We start from the raw sequence: 20,240 nt of genomic DNA, 5'->3' as shown, positions 1-20,240 counted from the left end.
AGATTCCAAGACACCGACGTTACGAATCTGGAGATTCGTAACGAGGGGGAACGAGGGGAACTGTTTCCCCCACGGAATGAACTGAATTCCTTGCTTCCAGCCCTCTTAAAGGGCGAGGTTTTGCCCCGTAGGAAGAAGCCTTGATTGGGTTGCCACCCAGTCCGGCTGAATACGTGTCACGTTTAGAAATTACAAACGGTGCAAATCTGGGGAGGATTGGACTCCTCAGGTTTGGAATTTCCGATTTTGTATTTTTTACAATTTTTTCTATTTGAACTTGACGAACCGCACCTTATTCGCGAGTGTCATGCAAATAAGGACGAATGCGATAGAGAATGTGACTTCCATATTTTGTTCTTCCTTTCTAATTTCAGTCCCAACGTTAGCGCGCTGGGGCTGTTGTTTTTAGTTGCGCTCACTCCGGCGGAGTGATGTAAGCGCAAACTGACCGCATGTAGATTTTAGCACAGTTTCTTTACATTGCAAATAAAAAAGCGAAATTATTTTCGCTGCTGAGTTTTGCATTCTTGCAAATCTCGCCTGCTCCGGTGGCGAGGCGAATTCAGAAACCGGAATTTTTATAAGTTTTTAATTTTAATTTTAATTTTTAAAACTTATCACCCGTCCCCCGTTGCCTGATAAATCGCTCAGGGAAACCCCGCTGGATGCCAAAATGAAATGCGCGCCATGAAATCGCGTTTTTGGCAAATCATCGATGCAAACGGGCACTATCCCAATTCGTTCAGAAGCGAGAATTTGAAATCTGGACTACGCCGGATACTCACGGAAAGAGAAGGATATTTTCTCACTTTCCTTTCTCACTCGCCATTTTCAAGGCGGTGAATCTGGTGTAAGTCCTTATTGCTGAGGAGTTGGAGCGGGTAGCGGGAATCGAACCCGCATGGCGATTCCGGCCTCTGTATTTGCCATAAGTTATTCATAATCAACACCACAAAATCTCTCCGACATAGGCAGACGTTGTTACTATGGTTGTTACCCGAAATGGCCAGCGTCCGCAAACATCCCAAGAGTAAATTCTGGTACGCCTGCTTCACGGACTCGAACGGAGTCCGAACCACCCGATCCACCAAAACGAAGAACCGCACCACCGCGCTGAAAATGGCCGTTGAATGGGAAAAGGCAGCTACCCAAGCTTCCGAAGGACGGCTTACCGAGGCTCAGGCCCGTACCGTCATCAACTCCATCATGGAGCACGCCGGGCAGGAGCCCGTCACCTTTTACAAAATCCGGGATTGGTTCGAGGAGTGGTTCGAGGAGTGGATTGAGGAGAAAAAGAAGTCCAGCCAGGACGCCACGTACAAGAAATACCAGCCGGTGGTTTGCCGCTTCCTTAAACACCTCGGAGCCAAAGCTGAAATGGGGCTGGCCAGCCTCACCCCGGCGAACATTCGCTCGGTCCGGGATCTCCTCGCCAAAGAAGGCCGTGCTGCTCGCACCGTCAACCATACCGTCGCCAAAATTCTATCCGCTCCCCTCTCTAAGGCCACCGCTCTCGGATACATGCCCATCAACCCGTGCAAGGCGGTCGAACCGCTCAAAGAGGAAACCACTGAAGCAGGCGTCTTCACCCTGGAACAAATCGCCGACCTCCTCAAAGCCGCCCCATCTGCCGACTGGAAGGGACTTATCCTGGCAGGCTTCTACACCGGCCAGCGCCTCCGGGATACCGCCGACCTCACCTGGGGGCAGGTAAACCTCGCCGACCGCATGATCTTCCTGAAGCAGCGGAAAGGCGGCAGCCGGGTTGCAATCCCCATCCATCAAGATCTCCTCGATTTCCTCCTCGCCCTCCCAGCAACGGACAATCCCAAGACCCCCGTCTTCAAAACACTCTTCGTCAAATCCGGTCCAGGGCGAACCGGCCTCAGCGAAGCCTTCAAGCGAATCATGGTCAAAGCAGGCATCGAACTGAAAAAGCGCCTCGAATCGGCAGGCAAAGCAGGCTGAGGCCGGAACGAGCTCAGCTTCCACAGCCTGCGCCACTCCTTCAACAGCGCCATGGCCAATGCCGGGATTTCCCAGGAAATCCGCCAAAAACTCACCGGCCACAAAGACGTGGATACCAACACACTCTATACCCATCTCGATTTCCCTGCTCTCAAGGCAGCGGTCGATGCAGTGCCATCGCTGAACGACACGAAACAGCCTAAACTGGGAGCTTCGTAACCAGACGATACACTGAGAATGCACAATACACCGAGCGAGTGTATCAGGCGCTTATAGTGTATCGTCAGGAAGTAACCCTGATAACTCTTACTCCGCCCCTCCGGCTAGGGTCCCTGAACTGCTTCGTCGGGATGCCGACGTTGCCGGCTTCGTTGACTAAAACCGTTTTTTCAGCGGGTTTCGTGCCCCGGCCTCGGCTGCTTGCATCTGTCATTTCTCTCTTATTTTCAGGGTGTTCCACGTGGTACAACACGGTGGGTGACATTGAATTCACGGTGGGTGACATTTGTACAGAATTGCTACAGTTTCTCTGTAAGGCTGCGCAAAACTTGCCTAAAAAGGGTGTCTTCCATGGGTAGACAAAAGTCTTCCAGGGTCGTACACACGGCAAAATGATTAAATTGGCTTATAATGGAATGAATCTCAGAGCTCACAAAATAGGTGCTACGCAACCACCATGGGCAGAAACTCCGCCATCGAATGGACGGATCACACCATCAATCCCCGGGAGGGATGCACAAAGCAGGTGTGCAAACTGCTACGCCGAACTGATCGGAAAACGCACAGGCCGTGTTAAATGGGGCAACCCGCCAGGTCAAAATTCACCTCGCCCGGCTTCGGGAACTTATGGCAGACACGTCAGTTGATGGGCCAAGAGCATTGGAGTTGATCGCCGAATTAGAACGGATGGTCTTTGATAAACCCGCCGTTGTTCCCGAGTAGACATTCGAAGCACAAGTTCGCTACTGAGACTGCGCCGCTTCCATCTTGAGCGTTGGATCTCAATGAGCACTGGTAAATAATCTGGCGGCCACCTTCTTTGTCCGGGTGCAGGGCAACTCCATGAAGGACGCAGGGATAGTGGTGGATGCTGCGATTCTCGGGTTGCGATAGTATGCACGGGCTTGCAGGGTGCAGATTTTTCCCACTTGAATAGACATTTTGGCACAGCCTCGACATAATTACCTTTTCTGGTTGACCGACCATGAGTTTAATCACCCTCTCCCTGCTCGAATCGCATCTTTGGGAAGCGGCAAATATCCTGCGCGGCCCGGTGGACGCCGCCGATTTCAAAACCTACGTATTCCCCCTCCTCTTCTTCAAACGGATCGCGATTTGCACGACGACGAATACCGCGCCGCCCTGGAAGAGTTCAGGGGAGACGAGGAGGCCGCCCTCTTCCCTGAAAATTACGGGTTCCAAGTCCCCGAGCGCTGCCACTGGCGAGACGTGCGCGCAGTGACAACAAACACTCCAAACCGCCTTGCGGGGCATTGAGCAGGCGAACCCGCAAACGCTTTACGGCATCTTTGGTGACGCCCAATGGACCAATAAAGATCGTCTCTCGGACGCCCTGTTGCGCGATCTCATCGAGCACTTCTCCCGGCTCTCAATCGGGAATGCTTGCGCCAAAGCCGACGTCTTAGGGCAATCCTACGAATACCTCATCAAGAAGTTCGCTGACGCCACGAACAAGAAAGCGGGCGAGTTCTATACGCCCCGCTCCGTGGTTCGGTTAATGGTGAACATCCTTGATCCGCGGGAGGGCGAGTTCATCTACGACCCGGCTTGCGGCACCGGCGGGATGCTTTTGGAGGCAATCCATCACGTTCAAGAGACCCGGGGAGATGTTCGCACGCTGTGGGGCAAGCTCTATGGCCAAGAGAAGAATCTGACCACGTCCGCCATCGCCCGCATGAACCTTTTTCTGCATGGAGCAGCGGATTTCCAGATTGTCCGCGGGGACACTCTGCGTAATCCGGCTTTCTTTTCGGGTGACGACCTCGCCACCTTCGACTGCGTCATCGCCAATCCCCCCCTTTTCGCTGGAAAAATGGGGAGACGAGGTCTGGACCAGCGATCCGTATGGCCGCAACTTCGCTGGGATGCCACCCGCCAAAAGCGGCGACTTTGCTTGGGTCCAGCACATGATCAAGTCCATGGCTCCCAAGACGGGACGCATGGCCGTGGTCCTGCCTCACGGAGCGCTATTTCGAATGGGGAAGGAGGGCGAGATTCGTAGGAAACTCCTCAACATGGGAACGACGCCGACATCGCACGCCCGGATTACAAGGTCATGGGCGGTGCGGTCGTCGAGGTCCGTCTGCTGGTAGGGTGAACTCGAAGGCGAAAAACATGCCTCTGGAGACGTCCACCGAAGTGGCGGTCAAAATGCCGGGGCTGTTGCCAGGGGAAATTAGGCCAGAACCGCTGATGGCACCAGTGTGAAGAGTTCCTTTCAGCGTTCCGTTGTCCGTAATACCCGCATTGATCGTGCCGCTACCGCTCAGCGTTGCTCCGCTGGCCACGTTTACAGGGTGGTTACGGCTTGACCATCGGGACGAGCTTTAGCTCGGCTTCGAGGAGAATGAGGTACTCCTCAACCAGACGCTGCACGAGGAGGGCGAGGTGGATAAGAAGCTGACGGCCCTCTCGGAGCGGATCAACCTGGCGGCCCACCGGGCGCAATCGCACCAGCGGGCTTAGATTGGCTTACCGCCGGGCTTTGGAGCGGCGCAAACGGGCCGCAGCGACAGCACTAACCGCCCCAAGGGCCACCAGCCCGGCGGTGGTGGGCTCCGGAACGGTTTTCACGTTTAACGACTCGGCCGTGATCTTGTAAATGACCGCCGTTGAGTCGCCAAAGGTGTATCCCGTCCCAAACCCGCTCTGCTGCACAACGGTTTGGGAGTCTGTCGGGGTGGGGCTTCCCCAGATGGCAACGTTGGCCAACGCAAGCTGCGCATCACTCAGATCTACCGTATAGGTCCCGGAGGCAACCGCAGCGGTGTCGTAAAGTGAGAGGTAGGTGGCGATGTTGTCGCTTTGCAGAACCGAGATGGACGTAAGGTTCACGCCGTTAATCTCTCCGCTGATATTCTCCTGGCCTCCGCCGCCCATGGCCACGAGATAAAACGTGTTTTCTCCAGCCTGGAGATCAAAAGTAAAGGACTGCTGGGCCTCGATCTGGCTGCCCCATTCCAAGTCATTCTGATAAATGAGCCGGGTAATCGAGGTGGAGTCTCCCACGAAAAGGGCGAAGTCGTTATCGGCGACAATCGACATCGTGGTGGAAGCCACGGCCGAGCAGGTGATTAGTGAGAGGGCCGCCAATCCCAGCAACGGCAACTGATAAGAAGTTTTCATCCCCAAGGCCTGCTTATTACAGGATCATCATCCATAAGACAAGCTTAATTGCCTCCCGGATAGGATTGAATCCACTCTACGGCTTGACCATGGGGACGAGCTTTGTCGGGTGGGTGTGCTCGGCGATGCCTTGGACGGGGGCGGCGGCGTTGCGGCGGCGGGCTTCTTCGCGGAAGTGGAGCTGGGCCTGCGAATGCTCTTCGCCGGGGCCGGGCTTGAGCCGGATGTAGGAGCCGTCGGGCTGAAGCTCGCGGGCTTTGACGCGGTCGTTCAGGTAGGCGGGCAGGATATCACCCAGGATGTCTTTGCGCAGGGTGGGGTGCTCGATGGGGAAGGCGATTTCGATGCGGCGGTAGAGGTTGCGCGGCATCCAGTCGGCGCTGCCCAGGTAGACGGAGGGGTGGCCGTTGTTGGCGAAGTAGAAGATGCGGCTGTGCTCCAGGAAGCGGCCGACGATGCTGATGACGCGGATGTTCTCGCTAACGCCCGGAATGCCGGGCCGCAGGCAGCAGATGCCGCGAATGATCAAGTCGATCTTAACGCCCGCGCAGGAGGCTTCGTAGAGGGAGGCGATGAGGGTTTCGTCGACGAGTGAGTTGAGCTTGGCGATGATCCGGGCGGGTTTGCCAGCGAGGGCGTGGTCGCGCTCGCGCTCGATCAGGTGCTTGAAGCGCAAGGCGAGGTCGAAGGGGGAGACGAGCAGTTTTTTGAAGCCGGGGTACTCGGCCAGGCCGGTCAGCGTGTTGAAGAGGGTGGCGACTTCGAGGGTCAGCTCGGTGTCGGAGGTGAGGAGGCCCAGGTCGGTGTAGATGCGGGCGGTGCGCGGGTGGTAGTTGCCGGTGCTGAGGTGGGCGTATTGCCGAATACGATCGTCGTCGCGCCGGACGATGAGGATCATTTTGCAATGCGTCTTTAAACCAACGACGCCGTAGACGACGTGGACGCCTGCTTCCTCCAGCTTGCGCGCCCACTGGATATTATTGGCTTCGTCAAAGCGGGCTTTGAGCTCGACGATGGCGGTGACTTGCTTGCCGTTGGCTGCGGCTTCCTCCAGGGCGGCGACGATGGGGGAATCGCCGCTGGTGCGGTAGAGGGTCATCTTGATGGCGAGGACTTTCGGGTCGCTGGCGGCTTCCTCGATGAAGCTGACGATGTCCTCGAAGGGCTCGTAGGGGTGATGGAGGAGGATGTCCTCGTGCCGGAGGCGCTCCCAGACGTCGCAGCCGCTGGGCAGGGCCGGGTCGTGGGCGGGGAAGAAGGGGCGGTCCTTGAGTTTGGCGAAGGATTCGTTGTCCAGGAGGCGCATCAAGTGCGTCATGGAGATGGGGCCGTCGAGGACGTAGAGGTCGGCGTCGGTCAAGTTGAAGCGGTCCAGCAGGAAGAGCTGGAAGTCGCGCGGGCAGTCGGCGTTGACTTCGATGCGCACGGCGTTGCCTTTGTTGCGGCGGCGCAGCTCTTGTTCGATGGTCCGCAGGAGGTTTTCGGCTTCTTCGTCGTCGATGTAGAGGTCGCCATTGCGGGTGATGCGGAAGGCGTGGACGCCCTCCAGGATCATGCCGGGGAAGAGTTCGCCGACGTGCTCTTTAACGAGGTCGCTTAAGAAAATGTAATCCCACGGCTGGCCGTCGCCTTTGTCACGCGGCAGGGTGATGAGCCGGGGGGCGACGCGCGGGACCTGGACGATGGCGTAGAGGGCCTCGCTCTCGCCTTCGGTATCGTCGACGCGGCGAGCGCGCACGAGGAGGTTGTGGCTTTTATTGAGGACCTGCGGGAAGGGGTGGCTGGCGTCGACGGCCAAGGGGGTCAAGACGGGGAAAACTTCGTTGCGGAAGTAATCGTGCGCCCATTGGGCCCGCTCGCCGGTGAGGTTGCGGACTTTGTGGAAGCGGATGCCGCTGTGCTCCAGAAGGGGGACGATCTGCCGGTTCCAGAGTTCGTACTGGGTGGCGATGAGCTCGTGAACGAGGCGGGTGATGGCCTGGAAGACCTCGGCGGGGGAGAGGTCGTCGGGGCCGGTGTCGGTGCTGCCGCTGTCGATCTGCTGCTTGATGCCCGCGACGCGGATTTCGAAGAATTCGTCGAGGTTGGAGGCGAAGATGCTCTGGAATTTGACTCGCTCCAGGAGGGGCTGGGTGGCATCCCGCGCTTCTTCGAGCACCCGGCGGTTAAACTCCAGCCAGCTCAGCTCGCGGTTAATAAAATTTTCAGGGGCAGAGAGGTTCGGCAGCATCGGTAATCGGGAAAATGGCACCATACGCCAGGGCCTCGAAACCGGCAAACAGCAAAAGCTTCTCTTTGGGGGGCGGTTTGGGTAGCTTGCGGGAAACCATGATGAAGAAGCTTCCGCTGCTGGCTGTATCCGCTCTCACGCTAACGCTTGCCGCCGCGCCACTTAGGGCGCAGTCCGAGGCCGCCTCCGGGCCGGAACCCTCGGCACTGAGCGCGCAATTTTTCCAAATGCTGACGGAGGGCCGGGTGGACGCGGCGTATGATCAGCTCCTCAAGGGCTCGAAGATGGTGGTGGACATGCCCAAGGGGGTGGCCGATCTGAAGGCGAAGACGAAGGAGGCGCTACGGATTTTCGGCAGTGTGAACGGCTTCGAGCAGATCGAGGAGAAGAAGGTGGGGACGCGGATTGTGCGGCTGACGTGCGTTTCGCTGGGCAAGGATGTGCCGATCCGCTGGCGCTTCTATTTTTACAAGCCCGATGACGCCTGGAAGCTGGTGGACATCCGCATCGACGACCGTTTGACGGATCTCTTCGACGAACAGCCCCGGCTGATCGCCGCTCCGGCCCCGCAGCAGGCCGCGCCCGCTAGGAAGTAGGATTCCTGAGGCACAGAGGGGGAAGATCGCGGTTTTTTTTCTGTGCTCTCTGTAATCTCTCTGCCGTCTGTGATATCCCCCTAGCAATTCCCTCTCCCTCGTTACGAATCTCCAGATTCGTAACGTCGGTGTTTGGGAATCTCTGATTCCATCACCTCACGCAACGAATCATAGATTCGCGGACAGAAGACGTTCCCAATCTGGAGATTGGGAACGAGGCGCAAGGCGCGCCTCGCGCAGAGACGCACCGAGGCCCGTGCCCGGAGTTTTTTTTCCTCCGTGCTCTCTGTGGAAATCCCCTAGCAATTCCCCGGGAGCCACCGGGCCACCCACTCGGGGGTTTCACCTTTGCGGGAGGCGTAGTCGGCCGCTTGGTCGGCACCGATTTTGCCAACGGCGAAGTACTTGGCCTCGGGATGCGAGAAGTAGAAGCCGCTGACGGCAGACCCGGGGACCATCATGTACGATTCCGTAAGGCGCGCTCCGGCGTTGGCTTCGGCCTTCAGCAGCTCAAAGAGGAGCCCCTTTTCGGTGTGGTCCGGGCAGGCCGGGTAGCCCGGCGCGGGCCGGATGCCCCGGTAACGCTCGTGGATCAAGTCGTCGCTCGTGAGCGCTTCGCCCTGGCCGTAGCCCCAGGCGATGCGGGCTTCGCGGTGAAGGTACTCGGCGAAGGCTTCGGCGAGGCGGTCGGCGAGAGCTTTGACCAGGATGGCGCTGTAGTCGTCGCGCGCGGCTTCGAAGGTCTTGGCCAGTTCGTCCGCGCCGTGGATGGCGACGGCGAAACCGCCCAGGTAGTCGGCCTTGCCGGTCGATGCCGGGGCTACGAAGTCGCTCAGCGAGTGGTTCTTCTGCCCGGCGGGTTTGGCCATTTGCTGGCGCAGGAAGTGGAAGGTGGCGAGCGGCTCGGTGCGGGCTTCGTCTCCGTAGACGCGCACGTCGTCGCCCTCGGAGTTCGCGGGCCAGAAGCCGAAAACGCCGCGCGGCTGGAGGCTCTTTTCAGCGATGATCCGGGCGAGCATTTTCTGAGCGTCGCCGAAGAGTTCGCAGGCCTGGGGTCCGACTTCCGGGTCGTCGAAAATCGCCGGATAGCGGCCCCGGATCTCCCATGCGTGGAAGAAGGGAGACCAGTCGATGAACTTCACCAGCTCCTCAAGGCCCGGGCAGGCGACGCGAGGGCCGGTGAAGGCGGGCCGGGCCGGTTCGTAGCCGGACCAGTCGAGGCCGGTCGGGTTGGCGCGGGCGGCGGCGAGCGAGAAGGCGGGGCGGGCGGCGGTTTTAGCGGCGTGCTCCTGGCGCAGCCGGGCCTGGTCCTCGCGGAGTTCGGCCAGGTAGGCGGGGCTCAGGGTCTCGCTCAGCAGCGAGCCGACGACCCCGGCAGCGCGCGAGGCGTCGAGCACATGGACGACGGGGCCGCTGTAGTGCGGGGCGATCTTGACGGCGGTGTGGGCCTTGCTGGTGGTGGCTCCGCCGACAAGGAGCGGGATTTTAAAGCCGCGCTTTTCCATTTCATCGGCGACGTGGGCCATCTCCTCCAGCGACGGGGTGATGAGGCCGCTCAAGCCGATGACATCGACTTTGTGCTCAAGAGCGGCGGCGAGGATTTTCTCCCCGGGGACCATGACGCCCAGGTCGATGACTTCGAAGCCGTTACACTGGAGCACGACGGTGACGATGTTCTTGCCGATGTCGTGGACGTCGCCCTTGACGGTGGCCATGAGGATGCGCCCTTTGGCCTGGGTGGCGGAGGTCTTTTCCGCCTCCATGAAGGGCTCCAGGTAGGCGACGGCTTTTTTCATGACGCGCGCGCTTTTGACGACCTGCGGCAGGAACATTTTGCCCGCGCCGAAGAGGTCGCCGACCTGCTTCATGCCGTCCATGAGCGGCCCTTCGATGACGTTGATGGGGCGGCCGAGGGCCTGGCGGGCTTCTTCGACGTCGGTGTCGATGTAATCGGTGATGCCCTTGACGAGCGCGTGGGCGAGACGGGCGGCGACGGGGGTGGCGCGCCAGGTTTCGTCGACGGCGGCGGTTTTGCCCGCGGCTTTGACGGTTTCGGCAAACTCCACGAGGCGCTCGGTGGCGTCGGGACGGCGGTTGAGGAGGACATCCTCGACGCGCTCCAGGAGCTCCTTGGGGATCTGCTCGTAGACGGCCAGCATCCCGGCGTTGACGATGCCCATGTCGAGCCCAGCGGCGATGCCATGGTAGAGGAAGGCGGCGTGCATGGCCTCGCGCACGGGGTTGTTGCCCCGGAAGGCGAAGGAGACATTCGAGATGCCGCCGGAGACTTTTGCGCCGGGGAGGTTGGCTTTGATCCAGCGGGTGGCCTCAAAGAAGGAGACGGCGTAGCCCGCGTGCTCTTCCATGCCAGTGCCGACGGTGAGGACGTTGGGGTCGAAAATGATGTCCTCGGCGGGGAAGCCGACTTCTTCGGTCAAGATCCGGTAGGCGCGCCCGCAGATTTCGATGCGGCGCGCGGTGCTGTCGGCCTGACCGCGTTCGTCAAAGGCCATGACGACGGCGGCGGCTCCGTAACGGTGCAGGATGCGCGCCTGGCGCTTGAATTCCTCCTCGCCGACTTTCAGCGAGATGGAGTTGACGACGCATTTGCCCTGAACGCACTTGAGGCCCGCTTCGAGCACCTCCCACTTGGAGCTGTCGATCATGATCGGGATGCGGGCGATGTCGGGCTCGCTGGCGATCAGGTTCAAGAAATGGGTCATGGCCTCGGGGCCGTCGATCATCCCCTCGTCCATGTTGACGTCCAGGATGTTCGCACCCCCCTCGACCTGCTGGCGCGCGACGGCGAGGCCTCCGTCGAAGTCGCCCGCGAGGATCAGCTTGGCGAATTTGGGCGAGCCGGTGATGTTGGTGCGCTCGCCAACCATCAAGAAGCCGGTCTCGGGGGTGACGACGAGCGGCTCCAGCCCGCTCAAGCGCGTGGCGCGGGGGCGGTGAGGCAGCGGGCGCGGAGCCAAACCCCGCACGGCCTCGGCGATGGCCCGGATGTGGTCGGGCGTGGTGCCGCAGCAGCCCCCGACGACGTTGAGCCAGCCCCGCTCGGCCCAGCGGCGGATCTGCGGAGCGAGGGTTTCGGGCGTTTCGGGGAAGCCGGTGGGCGAAAGGGGGTCGGGCAGGCCGGCATTGGGGTATACGCTGACGTAGACCGGTGAACAGCGGGCCAGGGCTTCGAGCGAGGCGTTCATTTCCTTGGGCCCCAGGGCGCAGTTGAGGCCGAGGGTGAGGATCGGGGCGTGCTCGACGGAGGTGGCAAAGGCTTCGACGGTCTGGCCCGTCAGGGTGCGGCCGCTCAGGTCGGTGATGGTCCCGGAGACCATGATGGGGATGGACCCCTCTTTAATTCCCCTCGCCTCGAAGACCTCCAGGATGGCAAAAAGGGCGGCCTTGGCGTTCAGGGTGTCGAAGACGGTCTCGACGAGGAAAACGTCCACGCCACCGTCGATGAGGGCCTCGACCTGCTCAATATAGGAGGCCTTTACTTCGTCAAAGGTGACTTCGCGCCGGGCGGGGTCGTTGACGTCGCGGGAAATGGAGAGCGTCTTGCTCATCGGCCCGATGGACCCGGCGACGAACGCTCGGCGGCCCGCGGCGTCGACGGCCCGGCGGGCGCACGCGGCAGCTGCCAGGTTGATATCGCGCACGCAAGGCTCCAGGCCGTAGTCGGCCAGCGAGATACGCTGGGCGTTAAAGGAGTTCGTCTCGATCAGGTCGGCCCCGGCTTCGAGGTAGTGGCGGTGGATCCCCTCGATGATGTCGGGCCGGGTAAGGCAAAGGAGGTCGTTGGCCCCCTTGAGCAGCTTGGGGTGATTCGCGAACCGTTCCCCGCGATAATCGGCTTCGGATAGCCGGTGACGCTGGATCATCGTCCCCATGGCCCCGTCAAGGATGGCGATGCGCTGGGCGAGAAGTTGGGCGAAAGGATGTTCGGATGGAATCACCCCTCTACTTTAGCGGAATGAAGGGGGGCGTTCAATGGATATTATGGACGTATCATGATAGCCGGATGGGTTAGGATATTTTGGCCGACTTCCATCTCCTGGTGGCATGATCAATGCTCGATAAGCGTTGTCCCTTTACACTTTACGAACATTGGGTAGGGTTTAGCTCAACTTACCCCATCCTGCCGCTTCCCTTTTCTTTAACCCCTGATTTCAAATCATGGCCGAGTTTTTTCGCGTCACCAAAGATCCCACTATCATGGGAGGCAAAGCGTGCATTCGCGACACGCACATTACGGTATCGGCGGTCATCGCCCTGCTTTCCAGCGGACATCAACGCGAAGATGTCATTCGGATGCTGCCCGTCCTGACCATGGAGGACCTCACGGAGGCGGTCGCCTATGCCTCCCGGTTGATCGACGACCCGGAATCCGCTCTGAGGGAGATCGAAGTGGCCGAAGGCACTGCTGCCGCCCCCGCCTCCTCATCGGCCCTGCCCAAAACGGGCCCCGCCCCGCTGAACACCCCGGTATCCTCCGCGCCCGGCCGGAAAATGACGCCGCTCGGGTCGCCCATCGAGGGGGCCGCCGCCACGTCGCCCAGCGCTGAGCTACCCGCGGCCCAGGCCATCTTCTCAGATCTGCCCGCGGCTCAGGCAATCTTCTCTGAGCCGTCCTCGGAGGAGCCGGAGGAGCACGACGAGCTCCTGCCCAACCCGTACGTGCCGGAACCGGAGGCCGACGGCAGCCCGGATCTCGACGAGAGCATCGAGCTCTACCACCCCCAATTTCCCGACCTGCCCACCGTGACGGTCTCCCCGGAAGGCGTTTTCGACCGCCGCTGGCGCACGCACGTCATTGCCTGGCCGGATATCGCCGCCGTTGAACGCCTCGCCGGGCACAAGTACATCAAGATCACCCTGCGCAACCCGGCGCTCTACGTGGCGGCGATGCCGCTGTTCAAGCGCATGGCAGCCCAGTTCAAACTGGCGTTGGGCCTCGCTCCCTTCTACATGGATACGACGTCGCTGGGCGTTCGCACCAAGGACATCTACTACATGGCCACCCGGCTCTGGCACACCCACCGGGGCTCGATCAAATTCCGCAAGAAGCGGCGCGTCAGAGTCGGAAAATCGTCGCGAGATACGGCATGGGAAAAGTGTCTGCCCAGGTAGCGGCGACAAAGACCAGCCCCACGAAGGCGTTGCTGGTAAAGAAGGCGGCGTTGATGGCATCCAGATCGAGCCGCCGGGCCACCCGGTGCTCGTAGATCAGCGCGCCCAGGACCAGCACGAGGCTGGCGAAGTAGATTTTCCCCAGCCCCGCCGCCAAGCCGAAGCCGACCAAGAGCAGCGCCATGACGACGTGCAACGCCTGAGCCAGTTGCAGGCTGCGCGGGATGCCCAAGTGCACGACCAGAGAGTGCCAGCCCTCCCGGCGGTCGAACTCGAAGTCCTGCGTGGCGTAGATTACGTCAAACCCGGCGACCCAGAAGACAACCCCGGCGGCGAGCACCAGCGGGGCGAGCGCGAACTGCCCGGTGACGGCCAGCCATGCGCCGACGGGCGAAACGGCCAGGGCCAGCCCGAGGAAGAAGTGGCAAAGGGAGGTAAAACGCTTGGTCAGCGAGTAGAAAAAGACGATGGCCAGCGCCACGGGGCTCAGGGCAAAGCAAAGGGGATTAAGGGCCCAGGCGGCGAAAATAAAGAGGGCCGAGCTGGCCGCGCAGAGGGCGACCGCGCCGCTGTGGGAGATGAGCCGGTGGCGCCCCTCGGTGCGGGGATTGCGCTGGTCCATCTGCCAGTCGGCAAGGCGGTTAAAGGACATCGCCGCCGTCCGCGCCGCCGCCATGGCCACGAGAATCCACCCGCAGATCCAGAGCGGCGGGAACCCCTTGGCGGCGACGACCATGGAGCCGAGGGCAAAGGGAAGGGCAAAAACGGTGTGGGAAAACCGGATGAAGGTGAGCACCCGGCGAACGGAATCGAAGGCCATGGATGAAGTTAAGGGAATCCCCCGGGGAAAAACAAGGCCTCACGCAAAGACGCTAAGACGCAAAGGAAAAGGCACTCTCCACAGAGGTCCCGAAGAAGCGAAAAGAGGGTTTTTCCCCCCGGCAGAGCTTTGGGCTTCTGTGTCGTTGCGGGGGGCTAGAAACTGCCGTTGCGCAGCCATTCGAGGGCGAGCGCCATGGCTTTGCCCCGGTGGCTCATGGCGTTTTTCACTTCGCCGGGAAGTTCGGCAAAGGTCTCCTCGCGCCCTTCGGGGATAAATACCGGGTCGTACCCAAAGCCATCCTGGCCGCGCGGGGCGTCGATGATGCGACCTTCGCACGCGCCGTCAAAGGTGGTGACGAGCTTGCCGCTGTCGGCGATGGCGATGACGCAACGGAACCGGGCGGTGCGCGCCGTCTTGCCTTCCAGCTTTTGGAGCAGGAGTTCGAGGTTTTGGCAATCGGTGGCTTTTTCCCCGGCGAACCGGGCGGAACGGACGCCGGGCGCGCCGCCGAGGGCATCGACTTCGAGGCCGGAGTCATCCGCGAGCACGAGGCCGCCCGAGTAGCGGGAGACGGTGACGGCTTTGAGCGCGGCGTTTTCGGCAAAGGTCGCGCCGGTCTCCTCGACTTCGGGGATCTCCGGGTGAAACGCGAGGTCCTCGATCCGGAAGGCCCCGCCCAGGAGCGCGGCGATTTCGCCGGTCTTGTGGCGGTTGCGGGTGGCGATGAGCAGCGGGCGCGGCATTGCGGCAGGGTTCCTTAGCGGCCGATCAATTTCATGATCGCCGATTTCTCGGCTTTGGCGGCGATGATGCCTTTGCACTGTTCCTTGGCGACGTCGGGGTCTTTGAGGCCGTGGCCGGTGACGGTGCAGACGATGTTGGAGCCGTCCGGGACGCGGCTGAAATTGAAGGCGGGCTCGACCCCCTGGATGCACTTGAAGAGGCCCGCGATGGAGGCAGCGCTGGCCGGTTCGACGAAGATGCCTTCCTTCGCGGCGAGCCAGGCCTGGGCGGCCAGGATGCGGTCGTCTTTGACGATGTCGATGGCGCCGTTGGAGTCCCGAAGAGCGGCGCGGGCGAGGTCCCAGCTCGCCGGGTTGCCGATGCGGATGGCGGTGGCGATGGTCTCGGGGTTCTGGATGACTTTATCGTAGTAGATGGGCGCGGAACCGGCGGCCTGGAAGCCGACCATCATGGGCAAGCGGGTGGATTTGCCCTTTTCCTTAAACTCGCGGTAGCCCTTCCAGTAGGCGCTGATGTTCCCGGCGTTGCCGACGGGCAGGATGTGGACCTGCGGGGCGTCGCCGAGGGCCTCGATGATTTCGAAGGAGGCGGTTTTCTGGCCTTCGAGGCGGTAGGGGTTGATCGAGTTAACGATGGTGATGGGCTCGGTCGCGCCGATCTCGCGGACGAGGTCGAGGGCCTGGTCGAAGTTGCCTTCGATGGCGACGACTTTCGCGCCGTACATGAAGGCCTGGGCGAGCTTGCCGAGGGCGATTTTGCCCGCGGGCAAGAGCACGATACAGTCGATATCGGCCCGGGCGGCGTAGGCGGCGGCGGCGGCGGAGGTGTTGCCGGTGGAGGCGCAGATGACGGCTTTCGACCCGGCTTCGACGGCTTTCGAGATGGCCATGGTCATGCCCCGGTCTTTGAACGATCCGGTGGGGTTGAGGCCTTCGTATTTGATGAAGACGTTGCAGCCGCGGCCCACCATGGTGCTCAGTTTGGGCGAGTGGATGAGCGGTGTGGAGCCTTCGTTGAGGGAGATGATGGGCGTCGAATCCGTGACGGGGAGGTACTCTCTATAACGGGCGACGATGCCCCGGTCGTTGAGGAAGTTGGGTGTAGACATCTGGCTGGTTGGGAAAAGGGCTTTTTGAATCAAGCGAAGGTTTCGACCCGCAGGACTTGCGGCGGGCATTTGACGCAATCGAGGGCGGCGATTTTCTCCGCCGCGCGGTTCATTCGGCCCTGGGCCGCGCTGTGCAGCATGAGGACGAGCGGGACGGTCTGCTCTTCGGAGGATTCGGGCTGGATGACGGACGAAATGCCGATCTGCTCCTCGGAGAGGATGCCGGTGATGAGCGCGAGGACGCCGGGCCGGTCGACGACGGCGAGCCGCAGGTAGTAGGGGGTGATGACTTCGTCGATGGGCTTGCACCCGGCGTAGAGGCCGTGCGGGACGAAGCCGAAATTCGGCCGCGGGATCTCGAGCGCGACGGCGGCTTCGGCGATGTCGCTAATGACGGCGCTGGCGGTGGCGTCCTGGCCCGCGCCGCGTCCGTAGAAGAGGGTCTCGCCGACGACGTCGCCGTTGACCGCGACGGCGTTGAAGACGCCGTTGACGGATGCGAGGACGTGGTCCTTGGGGATCAAGGTCGGGTGAACGCGCACTTCGACTTTGCAGTTCTCGACGCAGGCTTCATCGGCTTTGACGACGCCGAGGAGCTTGATTTTGTAGCCGAGCTTTTCGGCGAATTCGATATCGGCGGCGGTAATATTCTGGATGCCCTCGACGTGGATGTCGTTGGTATCGACCCAGAAGCCGTAGGCCAGGGAGGCGAGGATGATGGCTTTGTGGGCGGCGTCCCAGCCGTTGATGTCGAGGGTGGGGTCGGCCTCGGCGTAACCGGCGGCCTGGGCTTCCTTAAGGGCGGCATCGAAGCTGAGACCCGCCTGGCTCATCCGGGTGAGGATGTAGTTGCTGGTGCCGTTGATGATGCCGTGCATGGAGCGGATGTGGTTGGCCACGAACGCTTCTTTGAGGGCTTTGATGATGGGCACGCCACCAGCGGCGGCGGCTTCGTAGAAAACGGGGACGCGCTTCTCGGCGGCGAGGGCGAAGATTTCCTTGCCCCGTTCGGCCAGGAGGGCCTTGTTGGCGGTGACGACGATTTTGCCTTTTTCCAGGGCGGCGGTAACGAAGTCGTAGGGGACTTTGATGCCGCCCATAAGCTCGACGACGACCTGGACCTCGGGGTCATTGATCAAGTCGTGCCAGTCATTGGTGAAAAGTTCGCGCGGGGGCATGGGTGTTCGCGGGCGCTCGGGGTCGAGGTCCGCGATCTTGGTAACCGTAAGCTCCAGGCCGAGACGTTCGGTGAGCAACCGGCGGTTGCCCTCCAAATGCTTGTAAACGCCCAACCCGATGGTGCCTAAGCCTGCAATGCCAATGCCGATTTTTCGCATATGAAATAGGCATTTTGCGCCGAGTCGGGCCGCTTGGCAAGGCGCGGATGGATTAAGAAATGGGGAGGCGCTTGCGAAACCTGGGGAAAAAGCGCGCGCCGTTACAGAGTTGTCACGTTATTGCGGCAATTTCTCCTCTTTCCCCCACCCACTTTCTGCGCCATAGTTGGGGCATGCCCCTCAATATTGACCTGCACACGCACTCGTTCTTCTCGGGGGACGGGGTGAGCACGCCAGAGGAGTTGATCGCCGCAGCGAAGGCGAAGGGGCTCCATGGCCTCGCTCTGACCGACCACAATACCTGTGAAGGGATGGATTACCTGGCCCGCAAGGGGCTGATCCGCGCCGACGGGCTGCCGGTGGACGGCTTCCTGGTGATCCCGGGCGTGGAGGTCTCGACCCACGAGGGCCACCTGCTCTGCCTCGGGGTGACGCTCCCCAATATGAAGGGGGAACCGGCGATCGAGGTCTGCCGGGAGATCCACGAACGGGGCGGCCTGGCGATCCCGGCTCATCCGTATGATTATTTCCGCGCGGGTATCCGGCAATCGGTGCTGGAGACGCTCGATGTGGACGCGGTGGAGGTGTTCAACGCGGCGACGACGTTCCAGTTCTGCAACCGGCAGGCGGTAAAGTACGCCACGCGCAAGGGCTACCCAATGACCTCGGGCAGCGATGCCCACCATGAGAATTCCATGGGGTCGGCCTACACGGTGCTGCAAACCGAGACCCTCACGCTGGAGGCGGTGCTGGCGCAGATTGTGAAACCTGGCAACGGGCTTGTGCGCAACCCGCTCTCGCCCCGCGACAAGATCCGCAAGACGTGGAATAACTGGATGCGCCTGCGCTGGCGCCACCGGATGCGGCTGAAAAAGCTTTAGTAGCGCCGCCTCGTTACGGCGCTTTACGGCGCTTTTTCCACCACGACGGCGGTGCCGTAGCAGAGGACTTCTGTGGCGGAGGACTGGCCCGCGCCGACATCGGAAGCATCGTAGGAGACGCCGACAATCGCATTGGCTCCGAGCCCCTGGGCATGGGTGATCATGATTTCGTAGGCTTGTTCCCTCGCCTGCTCGCACATTTCGGTGTAAGCGCCGATCTGGCCACCGATGATGCTCTTGAGCCCACCCAGCAGGCCTTGGGTTATCGTGGGAGAGCGCACGATGATCCCGCGCACGAGGCCGAGGTATTCGGTAATGACGTAGCCGTCGAGCTGAAAGGTAGTGCTAACGATCATGCGCGTGGGAGGTCTCATTGGGATGGGCGGGAGGTTGTCTGAAGCCCATCTCTATATATTAGCGGGCAAACAATGTCGCCTAGAAAACCACGGGCAGGCCCTCGGTCATGACGGCTATGCGCTTTTCCAAACCCTGCGCCTTGGCGGCAGCGTGGAGGCGCTGGAGCGGTTCCTCGGGCGGCTCATAGCTGAGGCGGAAGGTGCCGTAGTGCATGGGGACCATCCATCTCGCGCCAAGGTCCTGGAAGGCTTGCAGGGCTTCCTCGGGGTTCATGTGGACCTGACGGCCGCTGGGCGGGTCGTACGCGCCGATGGGCAGGAGCGCGATGTCGATTTTGAAGCGCCTGCCGATTTCCTTGAAGCCCTCGAAAAAGGCGGTGTCGCCGCAATGAAAAATCGTCCGCCCATCGACCTCGATGATGTAGCCGCCGAAGCCGCGGTGCGAATCGTGGAGCATCCGCGCGCCCCAGTGGCGGCAGGGCGTGAGCGTGATCCGCGCCGCGCCGCGCTGGAAGCAATCCCAGTAATCCAGCTCGTGCACGCTTTTGAAGCCGAGGTCGTGGACAAGGTTGCCGACTTTGAACGGGACGACGATGGGCTGCTTTTCGGCGACTTTGCGCAGGGTGCGGCGGTCGAGGTGGTCGAAATGGGCGTGGGTGACGAGGACCAGGTCGATACCGGGCAGGTCGTCGATGTCAAAGGCCGGGTTGCGCAGGCGCTTAATGCCCTTGAGCCATTTGGCCCAGATGGGGTCCACGAGGAGATTGGCCTTGGGCGTCTGGACGAGGAAGGAGGAGTGGCCCACCCATGTCAGGCCGATCTCGCCCGCCTTGAGTTTCGGGAACCGAGGCGCGGCCTTAGGCTTGCGCGGGCCGGTGCGTTTGGTGAAGAGGGAGGGAATTAAAACTTCCGTAACGAAGTTGCGCTTATGCCAGCCCTGCGCTGGTTTAAGGCCCACTTTGCGCGCGCCGACCGTCGGCTTGCGTTCGCCAAGCTCCCGCGGTTTTTTGCGAATGGGACTGATCGCTTCGTGCTCGGATGATAATGGTTTATCCACGGATACGGAGCATTGTAATCCGAAATGCCCCGAAATCAAAGCCCGCCCCTGCGGATTGTTTTTCCCCGGGGAATGCCCCACAGTATCGTCCCATGAAACTTTGGGACAACTGGCAGCTCTGGGCGCTGCTCTCGGCTTTCTTCGCAGGATGGACGGCGGTGCTCGCAAAAATCGGCGTTACCGGCGTGGACTCCAATCTCGCTACGGCCATTCGCACAACGGTCGTGGGCGTCTTCGCCTGGCTGCTGGCCCTCGGCCTCGGACAGGCCTCCAACCTCGCGGCACTCTCGGGCCGCACGTGGACCTTCCTCACGCTCTCGGGCCTCGCGACGGGCTGCTCGTGGGTCTGCTATTTCCGCGCGTTGCAATTGGGCGAAGCCTCCCGCGTGGCCCCCATCGACAAGCTCAGCGTGGTCTTTGTCATCGCCCTTTCCGCCTTGTTCCTCGGCGAGCGGCTCCACTTCCGCGAGGGTTGCGGCGCGGCCCTCATCGTCGCGGGCGCGCTGCTGCTGGCTTGGAAATAGCAATGGCGTGGCGCGTTACAAACACGTTACAGCTTGTGCGGAAGTTTCAACTATTAGCAAAACTTCCAATTTAATATTTACGCTTTAAGCGATGTGTGAGAGGCTCAGCGCCTTTCT

The 20,240-nt window shown here is 61.1% G+C and carries 14 protein-coding genes and 2 pseudogenes; 6 read left to right on the top strand and 10 right to left on the bottom strand.

Going from position 1 to position 20,240, the window contains the following annotated elements:
* Nucleotides 1-1,002 precede the first annotated feature (1,002 nt).
* Both B2828_RS01965 and B2828_RS01960 read left to right on the top strand, forming a co-directional pair.
* Nucleotides 1,003-2,187, top strand: a pseudogene (locus tag B2828_RS01965) (tyrosine-type recombinase/integrase).
* 985 nt (nt 2,188-3,172) lie between these two features.
* A pseudogene (locus B2828_RS01960) lies at nt 3,173-4,226 on the top strand (type I restriction-modification system subunit M); the annotation flags it as partial.
* Nucleotides 4,227-4,509: 283 nt separating this feature from the next.
* Here B2828_RS01960 and B2828_RS01955 read toward each other — a convergent pair.
* The 3 genes from B2828_RS01955 to ppk1 form a co-directional block, all read right to left on the bottom strand.
* Nucleotides 4,510-4,662: a hypothetical protein gene (locus B2828_RS01955; protein ID WP_479631992.1), complete on the bottom strand. Its 153-nt coding sequence runs from the start codon at nt 4,660-4,662 to the stop codon at nt 4,510-4,512.
* 18 nt (nt 4,663-4,680) lie between these two features.
* The gene (locus B2828_RS01950; protein WP_479631991.1) at nt 4,681-5,334 is read right to left on the bottom strand and encodes a PEP-CTERM sorting domain-containing protein; all 654 of its coding nucleotides are present in this window, start codon (nt 5,332-5,334) and stop codon (nt 4,681-4,683) included.
* A gap of 76 nt (nt 5,335-5,410) precedes the next feature.
* A complete protein-coding gene (gene ppk1, locus B2828_RS01945) occupies nt 5,411-7,588 on the bottom strand; it encodes a polyphosphate kinase 1 (RefSeq protein ID WP_479631990.1) in 2,178 nt (725 codons plus the stop codon).
* 74 nt (nt 7,589-7,662) lie between these two features.
* Here ppk1 and B2828_RS01940 point away from each other — a divergent pair, with 74 nt between their 5' ends.
* A complete protein-coding gene (locus tag B2828_RS01940) occupies nt 7,663-8,160 on the top strand; it encodes a hypothetical protein (protein ID WP_479631989.1) in 498 nt (165 codons plus the stop codon).
* A 299-nt stretch (nt 8,161-8,459) separates the two neighbouring features.
* On the opposite strand, the gene metH is transcribed toward B2828_RS01940, so the two are convergent.
* Complete coding sequence (gene metH / locus B2828_RS01935; RefSeq protein ID WP_479632001.1) at nt 8,460-12,116, bottom strand: methionine synthase; 3,657 nt, start codon at nt 12,114-12,116, stop codon at nt 8,460-8,462.
* A 223-nt stretch (nt 12,117-12,339) separates the two neighbouring features.
* On the opposite strand from metH, the gene B2828_RS01930 reads away from it, so the two are divergent.
* Entirely contained in the window at nt 12,340-13,293 is a 954-nt protein-coding gene (locus B2828_RS01930) for a DUF433 domain-containing protein (RefSeq protein WP_479631988.1), read from the top strand.
* On the opposite strand, the gene B2828_RS01925 is transcribed toward B2828_RS01930, so the two are convergent.
* The 4 genes from B2828_RS01925 to B2828_RS01910 form a co-directional block, all read right to left on the bottom strand.
* Nucleotides 13,238-14,113, bottom strand: a complete 876-nt coding sequence (locus tag B2828_RS01925) for a UbiA-like polyprenyltransferase (protein WP_479631987.1) — start codon at nt 14,111-14,113, stop codon at nt 13,238-13,240. The two genes, B2828_RS01930 and B2828_RS01925, sit on opposite strands and share 56 nt — an antisense overlap.
* Nucleotides 14,114-14,268: 155 nt before the next feature.
* Nucleotides 14,269-14,859 (bottom strand): RdgB/HAM1 family non-canonical purine NTP pyrophosphatase, encoded by a 591-nt coding sequence (rdgB, locus tag B2828_RS01920; RefSeq protein ID WP_479631986.1) that lies wholly within the window; start codon nt 14,857-14,859, stop codon nt 14,269-14,271.
* A 14-nt stretch (nt 14,860-14,873) separates the two neighbouring features.
* Nucleotides 14,874-15,968: a threonine synthase gene (gene thrC, locus B2828_RS01915; RefSeq protein WP_479631985.1), complete on the bottom strand. Its 1,095-nt coding sequence runs from the start codon at nt 15,966-15,968 to the stop codon at nt 14,874-14,876.
* A gap of 29 nt (nt 15,969-15,997) precedes the next feature.
* Nucleotides 15,998-17,305, bottom strand: coding sequence for a homoserine dehydrogenase (locus B2828_RS01910; RefSeq protein WP_479631984.1), 1,308 nt, complete (start codon nt 17,303-17,305; stop codon nt 15,998-16,000).
* Nucleotides 17,306-17,478: 173 nt separating this feature from the next.
* Between B2828_RS01910 and B2828_RS01905 the strand changes: the two genes are divergently transcribed.
* Nucleotides 17,479-18,186, top strand: a complete 708-nt coding sequence (locus B2828_RS01905; RefSeq protein WP_479631983.1) for a PHP domain-containing protein — start codon at nt 17,479-17,481, stop codon at nt 18,184-18,186.
* Nucleotides 18,187-18,209: 23 nt separating this feature from the next.
* Here the strand turns inward: B2828_RS01905 and B2828_RS01900 are convergent, their stop codons facing one another.
* Entirely contained in the window at nt 18,210-18,560 is a 351-nt protein-coding gene (locus tag B2828_RS01900) for a YbjQ family protein (protein WP_479631982.1), read from the bottom strand.
* A 61-nt stretch (nt 18,561-18,621) separates the two neighbouring features.
* Nucleotides 18,622-19,599: an MBL fold metallo-hydrolase gene (locus B2828_RS01895; protein ID WP_479631981.1), complete on the bottom strand. Its 978-nt coding sequence runs from the start codon at nt 19,597-19,599 to the stop codon at nt 18,622-18,624.
* A 92-nt stretch (nt 19,600-19,691) separates the two neighbouring features.
* Here B2828_RS01895 and B2828_RS01890 point away from each other — a divergent pair, with 92 nt between their 5' ends.
* A complete protein-coding gene (locus B2828_RS01890; protein WP_479631980.1) occupies nt 19,692-20,123 on the top strand; it encodes an EamA family transporter in 432 nt (143 codons plus the stop codon).
* Nucleotides 20,124-20,240: the final 117 nt, after the last annotated feature.

It is taken from the genome of Spartobacteria bacterium UBA695 (assembly GCA_002298145.1).
Taxonomy (GTDB): domain Bacteria; phylum Verrucomicrobiota; class Verrucomicrobiia; order Chthoniobacterales; family Chthoniobacteraceae; genus UBA695.
Note: the sequence above shows the minus strand (reverse complement) of the source record. Positions and strands in the feature narration are given on the sequence as shown.